The sequence below is a fragment of the Pseudomonas sp. GW821-FHT02B10 genome (assembly GCF_059421865.1).
Genome location: NZ_JBWKVU010000010.1, coordinates 207,468 through 226,066, shown reverse-complemented (window position 1 = coordinate 226,066; position 18,599 = coordinate 207,468). Strand labels below are relative to the sequence as shown.

General features: G+C 62.3%; 18 protein-coding genes and 1 pseudogene. 8 read left to right on the top strand and 11 right to left on the bottom strand.

Annotation, left to right across the window (positions count from 1 at the left end; all coding sequences use genetic code 11):
• Positions 1-17: 17 nt before the first annotated feature.
• The gene (locus AC07VU_RS21515; protein ID WP_007931878.1) at positions 18-296 is read right to left on the bottom strand and encodes a DUF3303 domain-containing protein; all 279 of its coding nucleotides are present in this window, start codon (positions 294-296) and stop codon (positions 18-20) included.
• A 358-nt stretch (positions 297-654) separates the two neighbouring features.
• On the opposite strand from AC07VU_RS21515, the gene AC07VU_RS21510 reads away from it, so the two are divergent.
• Both AC07VU_RS21510 and AC07VU_RS21505 read left to right on the top strand, forming a co-directional pair.
• The gene (locus tag AC07VU_RS21510) at positions 655-4,212 is read left to right on the top strand and encodes a hypothetical protein (RefSeq protein ID WP_495030435.1); all 3,558 of its coding nucleotides are present in this window, start codon (positions 655-657) and stop codon (positions 4,210-4,212) included.
• Between the two features lie 203 nt (positions 4,213-4,415).
• Complete coding sequence (locus tag AC07VU_RS21505; RefSeq protein ID WP_007931881.1) at positions 4,416-4,901, top strand: adenosine-specific kinase; 486 nt, start codon at positions 4,416-4,418, stop codon at positions 4,899-4,901.
• A gap of 33 nt (positions 4,902-4,934) precedes the next feature.
• On the opposite strand, the gene AC07VU_RS21500 is transcribed toward AC07VU_RS21505, so the two are convergent.
• Together AC07VU_RS21500 and thpR are read right to left on the bottom strand one after the other, a co-directional pair.
• Complete coding sequence (locus AC07VU_RS21500; protein WP_007931882.1) at positions 4,935-5,126, bottom strand: hypothetical protein; 192 nt, start codon at positions 5,124-5,126, stop codon at positions 4,935-4,937.
• A 103-nt stretch (positions 5,127-5,229) separates the two neighbouring features.
• Positions 5,230-5,775 carry an RNA 2',3'-cyclic phosphodiesterase gene (gene thpR / locus AC07VU_RS21495; protein ID WP_495030434.1) on the bottom strand — a complete coding sequence of 182 codons (546 nt, stop codon included), beginning with the start codon at positions 5,773-5,775 and terminating at the stop codon, positions 5,230-5,232.
• Positions 5,776-5,991: 216 nt separating this feature from the next.
• On the opposite strand from thpR, the gene AC07VU_RS21490 reads away from it, so the two are divergent.
• Positions 5,992-7,116, top strand: a complete 1,125-nt coding sequence (locus AC07VU_RS21490) for an endonuclease/exonuclease/phosphatase family protein (protein ID WP_495030433.1) — start codon at positions 5,992-5,994, stop codon at positions 7,114-7,116.
• Positions 7,117-7,160: 44 nt separating this feature from the next.
• On the opposite strand, the gene AC07VU_RS21485 is transcribed toward AC07VU_RS21490, so the two are convergent.
• Complete coding sequence (locus tag AC07VU_RS21485; protein ID WP_457276244.1) at positions 7,161-7,859, bottom strand: alpha/beta hydrolase; 699 nt, start codon at positions 7,857-7,859, stop codon at positions 7,161-7,163.
• A 171-nt stretch (positions 7,860-8,030) separates the two neighbouring features.
• On the opposite strand from AC07VU_RS21485, the gene AC07VU_RS21480 reads away from it, so the two are divergent.
• On the top strand, positions 8,031-8,972 hold the full coding sequence (locus tag AC07VU_RS21480; protein WP_274306584.1) for an AraC family transcriptional regulator: 942 nt from the start codon (positions 8,031-8,033) through the stop codon (positions 8,970-8,972).
• Between the two features lie 33 nt (positions 8,973-9,005).
• Here the strand turns inward: AC07VU_RS21480 and AC07VU_RS21475 are convergent, their stop codons facing one another.
• A complete protein-coding gene (locus AC07VU_RS21475) occupies positions 9,006-10,208 on the bottom strand; it encodes a PrpF domain-containing protein (protein ID WP_495030432.1) in 1,203 nt (400 codons plus the stop codon).
• Positions 10,209-10,441: 233 nt separating this feature from the next.
• On the opposite strand from AC07VU_RS21475, the gene AC07VU_RS21470 reads away from it, so the two are divergent.
• Positions 10,442-10,795 carry a DUF3302 domain-containing protein gene (locus AC07VU_RS21470; protein WP_274306582.1) on the top strand — a complete coding sequence of 118 codons (354 nt, stop codon included), beginning with the start codon at positions 10,442-10,444 and terminating at the stop codon, positions 10,793-10,795.
• 3 nt (positions 10,796-10,798) lie between these two features.
• Positions 10,799-11,758: an HlyD family secretion protein gene (locus AC07VU_RS21465; protein ID WP_274306581.1), complete on the top strand. Its 960-nt coding sequence runs from the start codon at positions 10,799-10,801 to the stop codon at positions 11,756-11,758.
• A 20-nt stretch (positions 11,759-11,778) separates the two neighbouring features.
• Here AC07VU_RS21465 and AC07VU_RS21460 read toward each other — a convergent pair whose 3' ends face one another.
• The 3 genes and pseudogenes from AC07VU_RS21460 to AC07VU_RS21450 all read right to left on the bottom strand — a co-directional run.
• Entirely contained in the window at positions 11,779-12,240 is a 462-nt protein-coding gene (locus AC07VU_RS21460; RefSeq protein ID WP_495030431.1) for a GNAT family N-acetyltransferase, read from the bottom strand.
• Between the two features lie 88 nt (positions 12,241-12,328).
• Positions 12,329-12,742, bottom strand: coding sequence for a hypothetical protein (locus AC07VU_RS21455; RefSeq protein WP_274306579.1), 414 nt, complete (start codon positions 12,740-12,742; stop codon positions 12,329-12,331).
• A gap of 224 nt (positions 12,743-12,966) precedes the next feature.
• A pseudogene (locus AC07VU_RS21450) lies at positions 12,967-13,218 on the bottom strand (LysE family translocator); the annotation flags it as partial.
• A 228-nt stretch (positions 13,219-13,446) separates the two neighbouring features.
• Between AC07VU_RS21450 and AC07VU_RS21445 the strand changes: the two are divergent.
• Together AC07VU_RS21445 and AC07VU_RS21440 are read left to right on the top strand one after the other, a co-directional pair.
• Positions 13,447-14,406 carry a lipid II-degrading bacteriocin gene (locus AC07VU_RS21445; RefSeq protein ID WP_495030430.1) on the top strand — a complete coding sequence of 320 codons (960 nt, stop codon included), beginning with the start codon at positions 13,447-13,449 and terminating at the stop codon, positions 14,404-14,406.
• A 27-nt stretch (positions 14,407-14,433) separates the two neighbouring features.
• The gene (locus AC07VU_RS21440; RefSeq protein WP_495030429.1) at positions 14,434-14,832 is read left to right on the top strand and encodes a hypothetical protein; all 399 of its coding nucleotides are present in this window, start codon (positions 14,434-14,436) and stop codon (positions 14,830-14,832) included.
• A 111-nt stretch (positions 14,833-14,943) separates the two neighbouring features.
• Here AC07VU_RS21440 and AC07VU_RS21435 read toward each other — a convergent pair whose 3' ends face one another.
• The 3 genes from AC07VU_RS21435 to AC07VU_RS21425 all read right to left on the bottom strand — a co-directional run bounded on the left by AC07VU_RS21435 (position 14,944) and on the right by AC07VU_RS21425 (position 18,597).
• Positions 14,944-15,258 (bottom strand): hypothetical protein, encoded by a 315-nt coding sequence (locus tag AC07VU_RS21435; RefSeq protein WP_495030428.1) that lies wholly within the window; start codon positions 15,256-15,258, stop codon positions 14,944-14,946.
• Positions 15,259-15,352: 94 nt separating this feature from the next.
• Complete coding sequence (locus tag AC07VU_RS21430) at positions 15,353-17,605, bottom strand: molybdopterin cofactor-binding domain-containing protein (RefSeq protein ID WP_495030427.1); 2,253 nt, start codon at positions 17,603-17,605, stop codon at positions 15,353-15,355.
• Positions 17,602-18,597, bottom strand: a complete 996-nt coding sequence (locus tag AC07VU_RS21425) for an FAD binding domain-containing protein (protein WP_495030426.1) — start codon at positions 18,595-18,597, stop codon at positions 17,602-17,604. The genes AC07VU_RS21430 and AC07VU_RS21425 overlap by 4 nt, the downstream gene beginning before the upstream one ends.
• Between the last annotated feature and the right edge of the window lie 2 nt (positions 18,598-18,599).

The following is an 18,599-nucleotide window of genomic DNA, read 5'->3' as shown; positions in this document are numbered from 1 at the left end:
AACGGTCTGCTTGCCCGTTACCTGCCAAGCGCTGCCGCCAATAGCGGCGCGGCCTGTTCATCGGTCAACGCCGGATGCACTTCCATGCGCAGCAGGTCGCTCCACTCAAGCACCCATTTCTGCATCAGCGCGAGATCGCTGGTTTCCGCGATCCCAAACCCCGTCATGCCGCCAACGGCATGCCAGCGCCCCAACATGCTCACCCCTGCGGGTGGCGCCCCACCGGTCTTGAGAAATCGCTCGATCGCACTGTTACGACGCTCGGGACTGATTGACCAGCTGACAATGAATAACATTTGCCACCTCCAGCGAAACTGGCGCCCGTTGTTCTGCGCGCGCACCTGGCAGGCACCTTGACCACGGCCACGCATCGGTATCGACCCGCATTCCGTCTGGTCTGAAACGATTGTCCCAAGGGAAGGAATAGCAGCCTTGCGCCCCCGCCGCATGACCGCCGATCCTGTTCCCGCCCCCAGCATGAAGCCACCGGTCAGCGGCCCAATTGCTCGCGCGCCCCAGGCCGCTTGAAAGCACGCTCGTTTGGCCCAGCGGCGCCCTCCCTACAGGGTCGGGAGGCCGGTAGATAAAGCCTGATCCGGGGGCTATACCTATGCATAGCGGTCGGCCCTACACCTAAGGAAGGGGGAAAAGACCATGGACAACAGCAATGGCTCAGGTAACAACCTCGTCCTCTGGTTACCCGGTAGCGCCCTCATCCTCAGTCTGGTCGTCTCGACCTTCGCCCTCACTCGCGAGCCTTTCCTCGAACCACGCCCCATCGGCGCGCAATTCCAGGCGCAACCACCGATAGAAGCGCGCCTGTGGCAGGACCCGTTCGATGCGCTCGAGCGTTATCGCAAAAAGTTCAAGGAGGGTAACAAGCCCCCAAGTAATGACTTTGAATGCAGCCCCCAGCTTGTAGTCAGCAAGCCATTGGTACTGGACGCCGAACTGCAGCAACCACCGCCAGAGCCTCCCCAACTCATAGTGGCGCTGGTCGAAGGCGGCCCCTATGCCGATGAAGTGGAGCTGCGCCGGCGCATTCGCTATGCAATCCTGGCCGGGTTCAAAAACTCGCGCATGGTGCCCGAGGACGAGCAGCACATCCGCTGCCTGGCCCTTGCCGACGACCTGTCAGGTACGCCAATAACGTCGCAAGCCGGTCAGCAAGGAAAGTCGAAGTACGCAGAAATCCCCTATGAAGCCTTCATCGCCAATCCATTCGACCCACCCAGGGACATGCAGGACAAACAGCGCCCATCCGCCCGGACCATACTGCTCTGGGTAAAGCAGGAGCATCTGGGCTCACACCCGCTACAACAACTCGAAGCCTTGCGCCTCACCCTGCAGAGCAGGCTTCATTCGGATTGCGGCCCCCCCCAAACTTGTCCGGGGGTATCCAACCAGACACTGCTGAAAGTCATCGGCCCCTCCACCTCGAAAGTCCTGCTCGATATGTATCGGGACGAAGCCAACGGCCACGCCAAGCCCGATATCGAGATTTACTCCCCCCTGGCCACCGCTGATTACGCCACATTGATGCATGCCTTGGGCAAGCCCTCGCCCGGCGAAGCAATCTCCCAGCAGCAAACACCAGCGACGCCGAAACCCTCCATGAAACTGCTGCGTACTGTCAGCGACGACGGCGTCATGACACGCCTGCTGCTGGAGGAGCTGAAGCTGCGCCATGTGGATCCAGTCGCGGGTGTGCGATGCAGAGAAGGGGCACCGCAGCTAATCGGAACACATTGCGACACTGGCTGGCAGCGCCCCAGTCGCATCGCGCTGGTCTCCGAGTGGGACAGTTTCTACAGCCGCGCACTGAGCGAGAGCTTTAAATCGCAGGTTGCCCAGGATGCCGGCATCGACAGCAAAGACCAGGCGGCGGTCAATGACTGGGTATTGCGCTTCAGTTACCTGCGAGGCGTGGACGGGCGTTTGCCAGAGGAGGCCGCCAGCGGCAACAAGGCGCCTGGTAGCGATGACAATAAAAACAGCAAGGACAAGAACACCCTGGATCTGAGCCCGCTGGAAAAGTCCGACGGCAATTCCCAGCTCGATTACCTGCGCCGCCTCGCCGACCACATCGAGCGCGAGGACGAAGCCTATCGCCGCAAGGGCACCAGCGGTATCGGCGCCATCGGTGTGCTGGGGGCCGATACCTACGACAAGCTGCTGGTGCTGCAGGCCCTCAAGGGCCGGATGCCGAACAAAGTGTTTTTCTCCACCAACCTCGATGCGCGCATGCTCCAGCGTGGCCAGGCCCAGACCACGCGCAACCTGGTCCTGGCAGCACCCTACGGGCTCACGCTGACACGCGCCCTGCAACAGGATGTGCCGCCGTTTCGCGAGAGTCTGCAAAGTGCGGTATTCATCGCGATCCTGGCGGCGCAGTCCCCCCGGGCCTACGACGTCAAGCGGGCAAAGTTCGACTACAAATCGGAGCTGCTTTCGCCGGGCATCTATGAGGTGGGCATCAGCGGCTTCATCCCCCTGTCAAACAAGAAGAGCGCCGAACGCCCCAAGGATTGCGCGACACCCGGCCAGACCCGGCAAGCAACGCACGACCTCATGGCGTTGCGTTGCTTGCAGGATCCTTCGCCCCCTCCTTATCCCGAACTCTCTCAGTCGGTACGCGACAAGCTCGATGAAAGGCAGTCGTTTTTCTGGGCCGGGCCGCTGACGTTCATCCTGCTGGTAGTGGTGATCCTCCTTGGCTGGTGGTGGACCTATGCGCAATCCAGAGACAGCAAACTGCCAGCCTGGGTGCACAGTATCCCGCTGACGCTGTATGTGGTGTCCGGACTGTCGGCGTGGCTCGCCATGCGGTTCTGGCGCGTGGAGTTCATGTGGACCGCCTTCGTGCTGATCCTGTTGGGCATCGTTTGCTCGGAACTTATCCGCCGTCATCAGCCCCAACCAGCGCAACCCGGACAGGTCCCCGCTCCTGCAAGCAGTGGCTTGTTCGACGCCTCGGCGTGGTACGTCGTGGTACCGATCGTGGTATTCGTTCTGGCCTTGCTGTGGATGTACCAGATCCGGCGTGCATTGACGGATGACGGGCTGGGTGAGCCGATGTTCCTGTTCGAGGGCATCAGCGCCTGGCCCACCTTGGCCCTGCGCCTGCTCGCCGTGGTCATCTCGATCACGGCGCTGGCCTGGGGTTGGCGCACCCTGCGCATCAACCGTGTCGAGATCGAAAAGGCCTACCACCTGGATCGACACATGAGCAGGCTGCAGATGAGCCTGTGGGGGCAGCTACTGCGCCTGGTCAACCGAGAAAGGGGCACAACGCCACATAGGTGGCGAGCCGCCCTGGGACGTTGCCTGTTCCTGATCCTGTTCCCGCTCTTAGTCAGCGAGCGCGACTGGCACACGCCGAAGAGACTGACGACCACAATCCAGTCATATGTTGCCGACAAGCGCAGGATCATTTTCGTCACGAGCTTCTGGAGAGAACACTGCGTGGCTGGCACCTTCGGCGCCCGAATGCTGCGCGCCCTCCTCGCCACCTGGATATTCGTCGTAATCACCAGCGCGCTCTTCGTGCTCTGGCCAATGGAAGGCGCGCCCATTCGGGGCGAGTCATCGATCTGGATGTTGAACTGGCTGCTGCCAACCCTGACCTTCCAGCTGTTGGTGTTCTGGGTAGTGGATGCCAACCTCCTGCTGACACGGTTCATCCGCAACCTGAGCACGCATTACGCGATCTGGCCAAAAGCACTGCGCAAGGAGCACTGGAGGGTTTTCGGCGTGCCTCTGCACCCCTGCATCGACGACTGGATGGACATGCAACTGATCGCCAAGCGCACGGCGACCGTCAATCGCCTGATCTATGCCCCCACGGTCGTCATGCTGATCCTGATTGCGTCACGCAACAGCGTGTTCGACAACTGGCCGACACCGCCCAGCATCGTCATTTCCTTCCTGCTGACAACATTGATCTTGCTCGCTTCCGCGCTGTCGCTGCGCCGTGCCGCGGAACAGGCACGTGGCGCAGCGTTACAGCGTCTGAATAACTACCGGCTGGAAACACCCGAGGACGCACCGATCTACAAGAAGCTCGAACTGATCCGCGGACGCATCGTTGCCCTCAATACCGGAGCCTTCTCAAGTTACTCGCAAGAACCACTGGTGCGCGCCCTGCTGCTGTCGCTGACCGGCGTGGGTGGCTCGCTGATTGTCGACGCATTGAATTACGCGAAGTTCTAGGCGCCGACGGTCAGGGACGAACGGGCCGATCAGCTGTTGACGGCCATCGTTCAGGCATGACCAACCCGACAGCGATCCATGAGTGGCTATGCTTGATCTGTTGCTGGAAGCAATCCCGCCTCGCCGATAACGGGCTACGACGGGCGTCCCCTTTCCGTCAACGCCCCCCAGCGCCGCCCGACATCGGCAAGGAGCGGTTCGAGATGCAACTGATCAGCGTGAACATCGACAAGCCGGAAGCCACCAACTTCATTTTCGGCCAGACCCACTTCATCAAGTCCGTCGAGGACATCCACGAAGCCCTGGTCGCCAGCGTGCCGAACATCGCCTTTGGCCTGGCCTTTTGCGAAGCCTCCGGCCAATGCCTGGTGCGCTGGTCCGGCAGCGATCCGACGATGATCGCGCTGGCGCAAAAGAACGCCCAGGCGATCGCCGCCGGCCATAGCTTTATCGTGTTTCTTGGCGACGGTTTTTATCCGTTGAACGTGCTCAACACCCTGAAGATGGTGCCTGAGGTGTGCCGCATTTTCTGCGCGACCGCCAACCCGAGCCAGGTGATTCTCGCTGAAACGGCGCAGGGCCGGGCGGTGCTGGGGGTGGTGGATGGCTTCTGCGCCAAGGGCCTGGAAGGCGACGACGACATCCTGTGGCGCAAGAACCTGCTGCGGCAGATCGGCTACAAGCAGTGAAGGTCGCGCAAGATTGCCCTCCGCGCCGACTGGCTACTCGGACGGCGTGGTCCGGCAACTCTTGCGCTGACGGATCTCCTGCTCCGAAGGGCGCTCCTTGACGAACTCGAAGCGCGGCTCGCCCTCGTTGTAAGTGACCAGCCAGCCCCAGTCCAGCTCGGACTCATCCTGGCCCGGCTTCGGCGGCGCGGCCCACCACGGCTCTTTGCTGACGATCTGGCGCATGTCCTCCTCCCATTGATTCGGCCTCATCAACTATAACGTGCAGGCCCTGGGGCACTCGGATTTCGGCTGACCGGCGAACCTGTCGACAGGGCTGCCCCGAGCGTCACCGCACCAACGCCCATTCGGCCAGCGGCCGATAACGGCCCTTATGCGACTCGTACAGGGCGAAGTGCCGGGCACTCAGCTGAAAATCCGCAGGGGTCTGGGACTCGGGCACCGCCGCCCGATAGTCGCGCATCAAGGTCAAGTGTGGGCGAAACTCCCGCGGCGAATCGACCAACCCAAGGGGCAACAGCGCTTCCTGCAAGGCATACACCAGCTGACGCAACGCCAGCGGCGCCTGTGCCGGCGCCAGTAACAAGACCCCGGCCCGGCGCCAGACCTCCAGGCGGTCGAGCGGGACGTGCAGCGCCTCACCGGGCGTTCGCACGTGCGCCGCCGCGGCACAGATCCGCGGAACCTGCGCCACGGTGACCGAGCCCAGGAACATCAGGGTCAAATGAAAGTTTTCCGCCGGCACCGGCCGGCCGCTCCTGAGCCCCAGGGCGCTGCGCCACTGGGCAATGGCCCGGCGTTGGGCGGCGGTGCAGGGCAAGGCAAAGAACAGCCGCTTGAACGGCTCGCCCTGCTCGCGGGACTCATCATGCATGCCCTGTCCTCCCCGTTCGGTTCGGGCGAAGTGCTCACTGTCAGATCACTCCCCCACCGGCCCTCTGCGACTCGCCCACCGGGAATCCCGGGCCGGTTTAGCCCTTTATTGAGTTCAGCATAAAGAAGGCAACAAGACGCCGCGCCTGTCGGCATTCGGTCATTTTTATCGGTTGTAATGCCCATTGACGTCCGCCCCACGCAAAGGAAGAGCCCGATGAGACTTGCGTCCTACAACGTTGAAAACCTGTTCAACCGCGCCAAGGCCATGAACCTGGAAGGCTGGGCCGAAGGCAAGCCGGTGCTGGAGCGTTTCGCCAAGCTCAACCAGCTGCTGGGCGAGCCCATCTACACCGACCAGGACAAGGCGCAGATGGTCAAGCTGCTGACCGAGCTGGGCCTGAGCAAGTCGGACAAGGGCCCGTTTGTGATCCTGCGGCAAAACCGCGGCAGCCTGGTCAAGCGGCCCAAGGCCGGCGGCCTGGAGATTGTCGCCAACGGCCGCACCGAGTGGGTCGGTTCGCTGGAGCTGATCGAGGCCCCGGTGGACCTGGAAGCGATGCGCAATACCGCGCGGGTGATGATCGACCTGCAAGCCGATGTGCTGGCGGTGGTCGAGGCGGAAAGCCGCCCGGCCCTGCGCGACTTCAACACGGAAATCATCGGCGCCCTGGGTGGCCCGCTGTACTCCCATGTGATGCTGATCGACGGCAACGATACGCGGGGCATCGATGTCGGCCTGATGACCGCCGCGGGCTACCCCATCGGCCAGCTGCGCAGCCATGTCGACGACACCGCGGCCAACGGCGAGCTGATCTTTTCCCGAGATTGCGCGCAATTCCATATCCCGCTGCCTTCTGGAAAACAAAAGGACAAGCAGCTGATCGTCCTGGTCAACCACCTCAAGAGCAAAGGTTTCGGCGGCCTTGCGGCCTCGGCGAAAAAACGCCTGGCCCAGGCCGAGCGGATCAAGCTCATCTACCAGGCGCTGGTGGCCCAGGGCGAGGCCTATATCGCGGTGGTCGGCGACTTCAACGACACCCCGGACAGCGCGCCGCTGGAGCCCTTGCTCAAGGGCACCGACCTCAAGGATGCCTTTGTCCATCCGGCCTTCGACGACGGCGGTTACCCCGGCACCTTCGACACCTGCAAAGCGGCGAACAAGATCGACTACCTGCTGCTCTCCCCCGCGCTGTTCGCCACCGTCACCGCCGGCGGCGTATGGCGCAAGGGCATGTGGCCGGGCAGCCAGCCCAAGCGCTGGGACGTCTACCCGCAGCTGGACAAGAAGGAAAACGCCGGCTCGGATCACGCAGCGGTGTGGGTCGACCTGGACCTGTAGGCCGCAAGGCCCCGCTCGCGAGCGGGGCCTGAGGGGTGGCCTGGTCAGCCCTTGACGGTGGCGCTGGCGGCCTCGTGGATAAAGGCCGCGACCTCCGCCGCCCGCGAGGCCAGCGAGGCATGGGAACTGGCCAGGGTGAGGGTCTTTTGTGGGTTGAGCCGGGCCGCCATCATTTGCTGGTTGCGTGGATGGATCATGCGGTCGTCGCTGGAGATCTGGTACCAGGACGGTTTTTTCTTCCAGGCCGGCGCACTGATGGTATCGCCGAAGGTGCTGGCCAGCGGCGCCTTCTGGGTCACCGCCATGACCAGCGCTTCGTCGGCGCCCAGGTCCTGGCAGAAGCTCTCATGGAAGGCCGCTGGCTTGAGCCACAGGTAGCCGTCGCTGTCGGGCTCGAGGTTGGCCGCCGCCGCGGGCAGGTGCTGCTGGGTGATCCAGCCCGGGCTTTCCCCGGCATCCGGGGCGAAGGCGGCGATATACACCAGCCCGACCACGTTGGGCTGGTCGCCCACTTCGGTAATCACCGCGCCGCCGTAGGAATGCCCCACCAGCAACACCGGGCCATCGACCTGGGCAATCATCTTGCGGGTGCGCTCGACGTCATCGGCCAGCGACGTCAAGGGCATTTCCACCGCGCGGATCGCGCTGTAACCCTTGCGCGCCAGCTCGATGATCACCTTGCGCCAATGGGCCGCATCGCCCCAAAAACCGTGCACCAACACAATCGTAGGCTGACCACTCATGAGCTTGAATCCTCTATCTGGATAAAGACCGCTCGCCGATGGCGGCGGTACTGCCGGGCCCTGGGCATTGCGGGGCAGGTCGCTCGTCAAGTGACAGGCAGGAGACGCCCTCCCCCGTGCTGGCTTATGCTCGGGCACGCTCATTATCGAAGGGGACGGTGCCGACCGACCATGACCGAAAAGCCGAAGACTGTGCAGAGACACCTGACCCCGGCCGCCCCGCCAGCCGACCTCCGGCACTCGGCCGCCGATGTGTTTTTCGAAGTGTTCAGCCTGGCGCGGATGCATGGCGAGCTGCTGGGCGAGACGCTGCTGCAACCCGGCCAGCTGCTGCAGCGAGCGGCGGGCGGCGCCTGCTTCCATGTGATCCAGGACGCCGGCTGCCAGCTCAGGCTCGACGGCAATAACCAAACCACCAGCCTGATGCCCGGGGACATCCTGTTCGTGCCCCACGGCCAGGCTCATCAACTGCACAGCGCTGCGGATGCCAGCCCGGACCTGCCAGCGCGCATCACCAGCGGAGTCTTCCGGTTCGAGGGCGGGTGCGGCCAGGCCTTGAGCCAGGGTTTGCCCGGGGTGCTGCAAGTCAGCTGCCAGGGCGAGGACCCGAGCGACCTGATCGGCTCCCGTGAATGGCTGTCGCTGACGGTGGCGGCGATGCAAAAGGAAGTGCGCAACCCATCGATCGGCAGCAGCATCATGCTGTCGCGGATCATCGACCTGATGTTTATCTGGGCCGTGCGCCATTGGCTGGCCCACGCCCCGCAAGGCATCAGCGGCTGGATCGCCGCCCTGCGCGACCCGCTGGTCGGCCAGGCGCTGGCGCTGCTGCACGCCGAACCGGGCGCGGCGTGGAGCGTCGAGCGCCTGGCCGGCCTGGTCAGCCAGTCGCGCTCCAACCTGGCGCAACGCTTCACCCGCCTGGTGGGCCAATCGCCGATGCGTTACCTGATGCATTGGCGCATGCAACTGGCCAGTCAGCGCTTGCAGACCTCCAGCCTGCGCATTTCACGGATCGCCGAACAGCTGGGTTATGAGTCCGAAGCCGCCTTCAGCCGGGCCTTTCGCCGCGAGTTCGGGGTCGCCCCCAGCGAATATCGCTCACGGGGTTGAGCGGATTTGCTGCCACCTTTCCGGTCCGGGACCTCAGCCCCGCCCTTGCAACGCCGCGACCAACGCCGCCGAGGCGTTGTACAACGGCACCCGGCCCTTGAGCAGGATCTGCGCGCTACGCCGGTAGGCGGCCGCGTCGATACGCATCGAGCCACCCTCCTCGCGCGCGGTGATCAAGGTGTCCAGCACCCCCGCCGGGTTTTCGATCGACACCGGGTATTCCGCCGTGGTGGCGCTCAGGGGTTTGGGCGACTTGAGCAGTTCATGGGCCACGGTGCCTTGCGCCAGGCAGGCGGCGGCCAGGCAGCAGCCACCGGAGACGGCCAATGAAGGATGGGCGTTTTGCGGGGTGAAATAGCGGGTGTTGATATCGCCCGCGCCCTGGGCCGGGCTGACGATGCAGATCTTCGGCAGGGTTTCGCTGCGTTGCAATTCATCGGCGCTCATCAAGGCGCCACTGCGGTTGCGCAGTTGCATGCGCAGGCCGCCCTCGACCATCAAGCCGATCAACCGGGCCTTGAAGTCGGCATCGGCGTCCAGTTCCGCCGGGGTTTCCAGGCCGGTCTTGCCCAGGTCCTCGGCCTGGACGATGACCATTGGCACCGCCACGTCGAGGCAGGTGGCACGCACGCCATTGAGCAGGTCGATGCGTTGCCCGGTGGGAAACAGCTGGCCGGTCTTGGCCCCCACCGGATCGCTGAGAAACAGGTCGACCCCGGGGAACACGCCATTGACCCCGGGAATGCGCGTATCGCTCAGCAGGCGACCGTTACGGAACGCCAGGCGCGCGAGCATGGTGGTCTGGGTATTGCTGTTGAAGATCTCGATCTGCGCGCTGTCCTTGTCCGCGCTCAGCCAGCCGCGCTCCAGGGCATACAGGGGCAAGGCCGCCGACATGTTGCCGCAGTTGACGCTCCAGTCGATCGCGCTTTTACCCGCCGCCAGCTGTGCCAGGGTGCTGACCATCCGCGACTCGCCGGGCTGGCGCTCGGCGATGAACACCTTGTTGCTGGTGGGCCCGCCACGGCCCAGGCCGGTGATCTGGTTATTGCCCGGCAGCTCGCCGCTCAACGGCACCCCCATCAGGTGGCGCAGCAGTTCTTCGACCAGCAACGGGTCCTCGGGCAGGGTTTCGCGAGCCAGGATCAAACCGGTGGAGGTACCACCGCGCGCATGCCACACAGGGAATTCAACGATGCCGGCGCGGATTTCGGGAAGGTCCAGTTCAAAAGGCATGATCGGGCTCGCAGTGATGGACGACAGGCAGCGATCATAAACCGCGGCCTGGGCGAGCGCAGCTTTCCAGGTTCAAGGCCGTGCGCGCCCTGCAGGGCAGCCAGGCAGATGAACGAACTTGAACTAGTATGGATTGCGTAAGGCCCGCGCCATCGGACTGTCCCATGGCCGTGGCTGACCAAGGTGCTTCATAAGCGGTTGCGTGCGAGCTGAAGGCTTCCGGGAGGCGAATCATGCTCGATCAGATTGCGCTGGGCATGCTTGTCTTCGCCGGAATAATCCTGTTCTACGGAATCATCGTCCTGCACGACATTCCCTACGAAATTGCCGTCCATCGGAACCATCCACATCAGGACGCCATTCACGCGGCAGGCTGGGTCAGTCTGTTCACGCTCCATGCCCTGTGGCCGTTCCTGTGGATCTGGGCCATGTTGTACCGCGAGGACCGGGGCTGGGGTTTCGCGACCGACAAGGCGCGGATGCAGGCCGAAAGAGATCTGGCCCAAGAACTGGCCGAGCTGCGACAGCGGATCGAGCGACTGGAAGGACAATCCCAGGCCGGACCCCGTCCGGAAGGGAAGCCGTGACCCATGGACCTGTTACTGATCCTGACCTACACCGCCATCTGTGTGGCCATCTTCAAGATCTTCCGTATCCCGCTGAACAAATGGACGGTGCCCACCGCCGTGCTCGGCGGCGTGGTATTGATCGGCGCGCTGATTTTCCTGATGAACTACAACCACCCCTATTCGGAAGTGGCGCGTTCCTACTTCGTCTCGGTGCCCGTGATCCCGGTCGTCACCGGCCAGGTGATCGAGGTACCGGTCCAGGGCAACACGCCGCTGGAGCCGGGCGACGTGTTGTTTCGCATCGACCCCGAGCCTTTCGAGAACCGCCTCAAATCCCTCAAGGCCCAGCAGTTGGCGGCGCGGGGCGACCTGTACCGGATCAACGAGTTGATCAAGCGCAACTTCGGCACCCGCCGTGAGCAGGAAGCCGCCATTGCCCGGGTCGACGACCTGCAGGCTCAGATCGACAACGCCCAGTTCGAGCTGGACAGCACCGTGGTCCGCGCCCCGAGCAAAGGCTTCGTCACCCACGTGTCGCTGCGCCCGGGAATGATGGCGAGCAGGCTGCCGCTGCGCCCGTCGATGGTGTTCGTTCCGGACGAAGGCCTGTATTTTGCGGCCTGGATGCGCCAGAACAGCCTGCTGCGCCTGGTCCCGGGGGACGAGGCGGAAGTGGCGTTCGACGGTATCCCCGGCCGGGTGTTCAAGGGCCGGGTGAAGAATGTCATCACGGTGATCGGCGAAGGACAGGTACAGCCGTCCGGCACCCTGCTGAGCTACACCGGCTCACCGCCGCCGGGGCGGGTGCCGGTGGTCATCGAAATCACCGACCCGGACTACCTGCCCTACGCCAAACTCATGCCCGGTGGCGCCTATGGCCAGGCAGCGCTCTACAGCCAGCACTTCCACCATGTGGCGATCATGCGCAAGATCCTCCTGCGCATGTCGGCCTGGATGAACTACATCTTCCCGTTCCATTGAGGAACCGAAACTTCACCCGGTTACGCGGTACCGACCAATGGCTTCGCGTGCGTAGCAAAATCATCCTGTATCTGCTGGAATCCGCAGCGCAGGTAAAACGCGGCTCCCTCTGGTGTGTCCGTGGATAGGCGTACCACACAAAATTGCTGAGCCGCGTGTTCCAAAAGCCGCTGCACCAGGGCTTTGCCCAGATTCCGACCCCTTGCTGCACGCGCGACGTATACCCTCCGTAGCCTGCCGATATCCGGCCCGGCATAGGGGTCACGAGTAAGGCCACCGATGGCAATCAGTTGCCCGTTGCGAAAGGCACCCAACAGGCATTCACCCGGTTGATCGAACCGATTCGACCCGTTCTCCCACTCTGCAACCAAGCGCGTAAGAAACCTGAAACCGTCCGCAACTGCCTCCGCTTCCAGTACCAGGACTTGCGGAGCAAGCGCCGAGATCTGGCGTATCGCCAGTTCGTCCGTTGACATAACCACTCGATATCCTTGTGTTTGCTTTGGCACCCCGCCTGATTCATCGGCGCGGACAGCACTGTTGCAGCTGGATTAATCTCGTGGCGTCGCATTAGCGACGATAGTAGCGGTGATTGTCTTCGTAGCGGTGCCGCATGGCTCGATCATGGTGGCGCTCCCAATCACGATGGCGTTCAGCTTCTCGGCGGGCTTGCTCCCTACGCCACTGTTCCCTACGCCAGTCTTCTCGACGCCAGTCGTGCCGGCGCCAATCGTCTCGACGATCGTGCCAACGGCCGTCATGCCAGTATCGGTCGTCATGGGCAAGCAACAGCCCGGGCTGCTTGCCAGCCATACTGGCCAAGGTCGGCCAAGGGTTGCCGGCGGCCTGGACAGGAGCCTCAACGGCTGTGACTTCAGTTGCTAGAACAGGGGTTGAGGTCTTCATCTGTGTTGCTGATGCCGAGCCCAATGCCGCGAACGCGAACAGGCCGAAGAGCACCATCCGTGGGTCAGGGAATTTCATGAGCGAAGACAACCTCTGCTGGACAATCGGACGTGTGGCCATCCGGCGGCGGTAAGCCTGCGAGGCCGCGCTTACCGAGCGGATGAGCCTATCCACATAGACCGATAAATAGAGAAAAGTTCTAGGGAGCTGCGGCTTAAATAACCGACGACCTCAGTGCCCTGACTCTTTGAGATTGGCGATCCAGATGTCCGCTTTTGGCAGTCCTGGCGATACCGACCGCCTCACGCCCGCCGCGCCAACAGCAGCACCGAAGCCGCCGCCGACAACAGCGGTTGAAGAGTTTCTTGCCCCGCGGCTCGGCGAACCAGCGGCGCATGCGCAGGCCCATTCAGGCGTAGGCGCTGATGGCAATCCATTCCAGGGCAACAGCGCGCGAGCACCTGGAACTGGGCAGGAACCACGGCCTGAGAGTCGACGAACTGCGGCAGGAAGGCGGTGAAAATAAGGATCGCCTTCCCTCCAGCATTCAAATAATGAGTTCATGATCATTACTGCCTACGTGACTAGACCAAGCCTTTCCAAGAAAAACGCGTCGGTCAGTCAAGAGCGCTAACCAGCTCGTAACATCTTGCAACAGCCATCCATAGGAAAAGACTTGCTTCAGAGCCGATCAAACGAGAATGATTTGCAATATCGATAAGTACCCAACCTATCGAAATTTGAGCGATCTCCATTCTATATAGTTAATAAGGAAATTGAGCATGGGCGCGCCTGCACCTATAACCCTAAGCCCTACTTTTGTTTATCCAGACGAGCATAGCTGGATGTACGATTCTTTTTGGCAAAGCGATTGGTGGGACAGCCCCATACTATATTATCCAGCCGGAACAAACGGAGCGCCTCCCTATCGGGCAGCTGACATCGTCAACAACTCTCTATATGAAAACCAAATTCAATCAACAATTGGAATTAGTAAATTCACATTTGAATTACAACTTTTGGACAAGGCCCTCAACAAGGGGGATTCTTTGGGTGCCGCATTAGATGCCTGGCAACTTGCCGGAAAACTACCCCAAACCATTAACGACTACAAAGTCTGGCAGTACGACCCATACTTTCAAAGTAAAATAGCATCTTTCTCAACAGCGGATGACTGGCAGAGCAAAGGTATGACGAGTAGAGACGCCATCATCAAAGTCAACAATGACAAACTTGCCGACCACGTCAACTACTACAACAATGACAAACATCTCTCTGGTGGCCTATTCAGCCCCGTAAAAGCAATGGAAAACTATCTATTCGGAAACGGGGAAAAAATGAATGTTGACATCAACTCCATCCAGTTAAATGTAAAGTCAAACGAACTCCCCCTTCTCACGCAACATATCCAATTCTCTAACACCCCTGGCACTTATCATATTTCTGACCCCAAGGTACAATACAATACCTTTGATGACAGTCTTGCAACTGGTTCGCTGCTGGGCAGAATAACTCTGAATGTGGAAGGTGATTTCACTCGGCATGAAAATGGAACATGGAGCTTTACAGGTGATGCAAGAGCATATCACGATGTATTTGACTTTAATGCCAGCAATCGGGGAGTTGTTGCCGAAACTGCAACGACCTTGGGTGCAGCCTTTAATGGAACACCCTTCGAGATAGATATTTATGGCACCCATCAAATCAATCTTGTTGGTGCCGGCAATGCACCGCTAGATTGACAGACAAACTGACTATTTGGATCACACATGAAAAAAACAGATAAAATAATTGCAATTTTATATCCATTAATATTGCTCATCATCAGTGTTCTATGTGCGAACGCGCTACTCAACAACTATTCATCCGGAAAATATAGTAGCGAAGCGGACTCCCTTGCGATACCGATTTTCGCAATAGTTTTTACTTTGACAACCCAAATATTTTTATATGCACTGCAATTACCATATTACACCCATCGCCCTTCAGGGTCTGGCAGAGGTCTACTCAAAAAAGCCACTGCAATAGTCGCAACGTTAATATCACTGGTAATTTTCGGCTGGATCATCGAATTCTGGAATGGAGATACCGATCTCAATATAAAAATCCTTTATGCCTTAGCAGCACTTACCTTTATTTCATTTCAATACAGGCTATATCAAAAATAACCCCTTTAAGGAACCACATGGCGCTTGGAACTGATACCGCTCCCTGCCGAGCGCCATTTATCTATTTCTGAAAATCCTCAACTTTGGATTTAAACATCTTTTCCAAAACACCTATAAATAAAGGCACGCAGAGGCGAGTGCTTTACCTGGACCAACTTTTTTATCTATTTTAAGAACCCCGCGGCGTCGACTCAACGAACACCGAGGATGAGTTTCTGTTTGCCGATGGCCACCAGAAACTCCTGCGAGCCAAGGCCAGCAGGTCCAGTGGCGCGCTGTTTTTCTCGGCCTCGACCTAGGTGTCCGCGGTCCATAGCTGGTACGCAGGTACAGCAGGTAGCCGGCGCCGAGTATCTTGATCCCGTGGAACAGCAGTTCCGAGGCTTGCAGCACCACCGCCAGCCCGGCCGCCGCCAGGGCGATCATCAGCGCGAAGGCCGCCAGCCGCCCTACTCCCTCCAGGCAGGAGGTGCGAAAGCCGGCGCCCGCCGTCGAGACTTTTTGTCGATGCAGGCTGCGCCTACTCCTCCAGGGCCGCAAGCCCGGGCAGCAGCTTGTCCAGGGTCAGCGGGAACTCGCGCACCCGGATGCCGGTGGCGTTGTAGACGGCATTGACTACCGCCGCCCCGGCCCCGCACACACCCAGCTCGCCAAGGCCCTTGATGCCCAGGGCGTTGGCCCTGGGATCGGGCTCTTCGAGGAACAGCACGTCCATCGCTGCGATATCGCCATTGACCGGTATCAGGTACTCGGCCAGGTCGTGGTTGACGAAATGGCCGTGGCGGGTGTCCAGCAGGGTCTGCTCCATCAACGCCGCGCCGACGCCCCAGGCCATGCCGCCGAGGATCTGCGAGCGCGCGGTCTTGGGGTTGAGGATGCGCCCGGCACCGATCACCGCGAGCATGCGCCGCAGGCGGACTTCGCCGGTGTCGATGTCCACCGCGACTTCGACGAAGTGCGCGCCGTTGGAATGCTGGGAAAACTGCTTGTAGTCCTCCCCCATCGGCCCGACGCTGCCTTCGGCCTGCAACCCCGTGGGAGCCACTCGCAGCAGCAGATCGCTGAGGCGCTCCGAGCGCTCGCCGGTGCTGATACGGCCGTCGGCGAAGCGTACCGGCACCTGGTTGTAAGGCGCGCCGGCGGCCTGGATGATCCGCTGCTTCAAGGCCTGGCAAGCGGCCTCCACCGCCGAGCCGGAACTGGCCGCTCCCCAGGAGCCGCCGGAGCCCGAAGTCTGCGGGAAGCGGCTGTCACCCAGTTGCACCTGCACCGCCGACATCGGCACCCCCAGGCTGTGGGCGGCGACCTGGGTCAGGATGGTGTAGGTGCCGGTGCCGATATCGGTCATGTCCAGGCGCACCAGCACCCGCCCGGTCGGGCCCAGGCTCACCTGGGCCCTGGACAGCCCCAGGTAGTTGGGGCGGATCGCCGCGGCCATGCCCATGCCGATCAACTTGCGGCCCTCGCGCACGCTGCCGGGCTTGGGCTTGCGGCGGCTCCAGCCGAAGCGTTCGGCACCGGTCTGCATGCAGGCCAGCAGGTTGCGCGAGGCGAACGGTACGCCGAGCTCGGGGTCCAGCTCCGGCTCGTTGCGCACCCGCAAATCGATGGGGTCCAGGCCCAGGCGTTCGGCCAGCTCGTCCATGGCGCTTTCGAAGGCGAGCATGCCCGGCGCCTCGCCCGGCGAGCGCATCCACTCGCCGCGATTGAGGTCCACCGGCACCAGTCGATGGCGGGTCAGGCGATTCGGCGCGGCATACAGCGAGCGGGCAAACACCGCGGTCTGCTCGCAGAACTCTTCGAAACGCGAAGTGCTCGACCAGACGTCGTGCCCCAGGGCCGTCAGCTTGCCGCTGCTGTCCGCCGCCAGCCTTACCCGGTGCTGCATGGCCGGGCGGTAACCGGCGTTGGCGAACATCTGCTGGCGGGTCAGGGCCACCTTCACCGGGCGCTTGAGCACCCGCGCGGCCAGCGCGGCCAGCACCGCGTCGGGATGGATGATCAGCTTGGCGCCAAAGCCGCCGCCAATATAAGGACTGACGATACGCACACGCGCCGGCTCGATGCCCAGGGTGTTGGCCAGCCCGCCACGGAAGTTCGCCAGGGTTTGCGCCGAGGTGTAGAGGGTCAGCTCGTCCCCGGACCAGGCGGCGATAGAGGCATGGGGCTCCATTGGCACGTGGCTTTGGTACGGGGTGCTGTAGGTGCTGTCGAGCTTGACCGGCGCATTGGCGAACCCCGATTCAAAATCGCCGATGGCACTGTCGGTCTGGAAGCCGGCGTTGGTCCGCGGCGGGATGTAGGCCTGGGCCAGGCGGGAAGCAAGGTCGAAGTCGCCCTGCTCCGGCGAGTAGCGCACGCGAATCAGCCGAGCCGCCGCGCGCGCGGCCTCGAAGGTCGAGGCCACCACCAGCGCCACCGGTTCGTCGTAGTAGCGCACAGCGTCGCTCGCCAACACCGGCCGGGCCCGGGTGAACACCTCGCCCGTGGTCGGCGTCACCGCCGGGCCGAATGCCGCCTGGGCCGGTGCGTTGCGATGGGTCATGACATAGAGCACGCCCGGCGTCCGTTCGGCCTCGCGGGTGTCGATCGCGCTGATGCGGCCCCGGGCGATGGTCGCGCCGAGGATGTAGCCATAGGCGGTGTCGCCCATTTCCCGCTGCTCGTAGGCGTAGGTCGCGCGGCCGGTGACCTTCAGTCGGCCGTCGACCCGGTCCAGCGGTTGGCCGATCGGGCCGTTGGCAGCGGATGGGGTGGGTCCTGATGTGCTCATGCCAATGCTCGCTCTTGAGTCGCACTGGCCAGCATCTGGCGCAGGGTGCGTTTGGCCAGGGGGATCTTGAAATCGTTGCCGCCCTGCCCGCGCGCGCCGGCCAGGGCGGCCTCGGCGGCGCGCTGGTAAACCGCCATAGCGGATGGCTGGCCGAGCAAAACCTGCTCCGCTGCCGTGGCCCGCCAGGGTTTGGGGGCGACGCCGCCGAGGGCCACGCGGACCGTGCGCACCTGCCCCGCGCGGACTTCGAGCACCAGCGCCACGGCGACCAAAGCGAAGGCATAGGAAGCGCGATCGCGCACCTTGCGATACAGCTGCCGCCCCGGGGGTGGTGGCGGCAGCGTGATGGCCTCGATCATCTCGCCATGGGCCAGCCGGGTTTCGAGCTCGGGCGTGGTCCCGGGCAAGCGGTACAGCTCATCCAGGGCCAGGGAGCGGCGCTGGCCGTCGGGCAGGAGGGTTTCCACCCGCGCCTCCAAGGCAACCATGGCCACCGCCATGTCCGAGGGATGCACCGCGATACACGACTCGCTGGCGCCGAGAATCGCGTGCATGCGGTTGTGCCCCCGCAGGGCCGAACAGCCGCTGCCGGGCTCGCGCTTGTTGCAGGCCATGCCCGGGTCGTAGAAGTACGGGCAGCGCGTGCGTTGCAGCAGGTTGCCGGCGGTCGAGGCCTTGTTGCGGATCTGCCCCGACGCACCTGCCAGCAGCGCCTGGGACAGCAGCGGGTAGCGCTCGCGCACACGGCGGTCGGCGGCCAGGTCGCTGTTGCGTACCTGGGCACCGATACGCAGGCCACCCTCGGCGCTGTCCTCGATCATGGCCAGGGGCAAGCGGCTGATATCGATCAGGTGGCTGGGCCGCTCGATGCCCGGCTTCATCAGGTCGATCAGGTTGGTACCACCGGCGATAAAACGAGCCCCTGGCTGCGCGGCCATCAGGCTGACCGCTTGCTGTACGTCGCGCGCGCGCTCATAGCTGAAAGGCATCATCG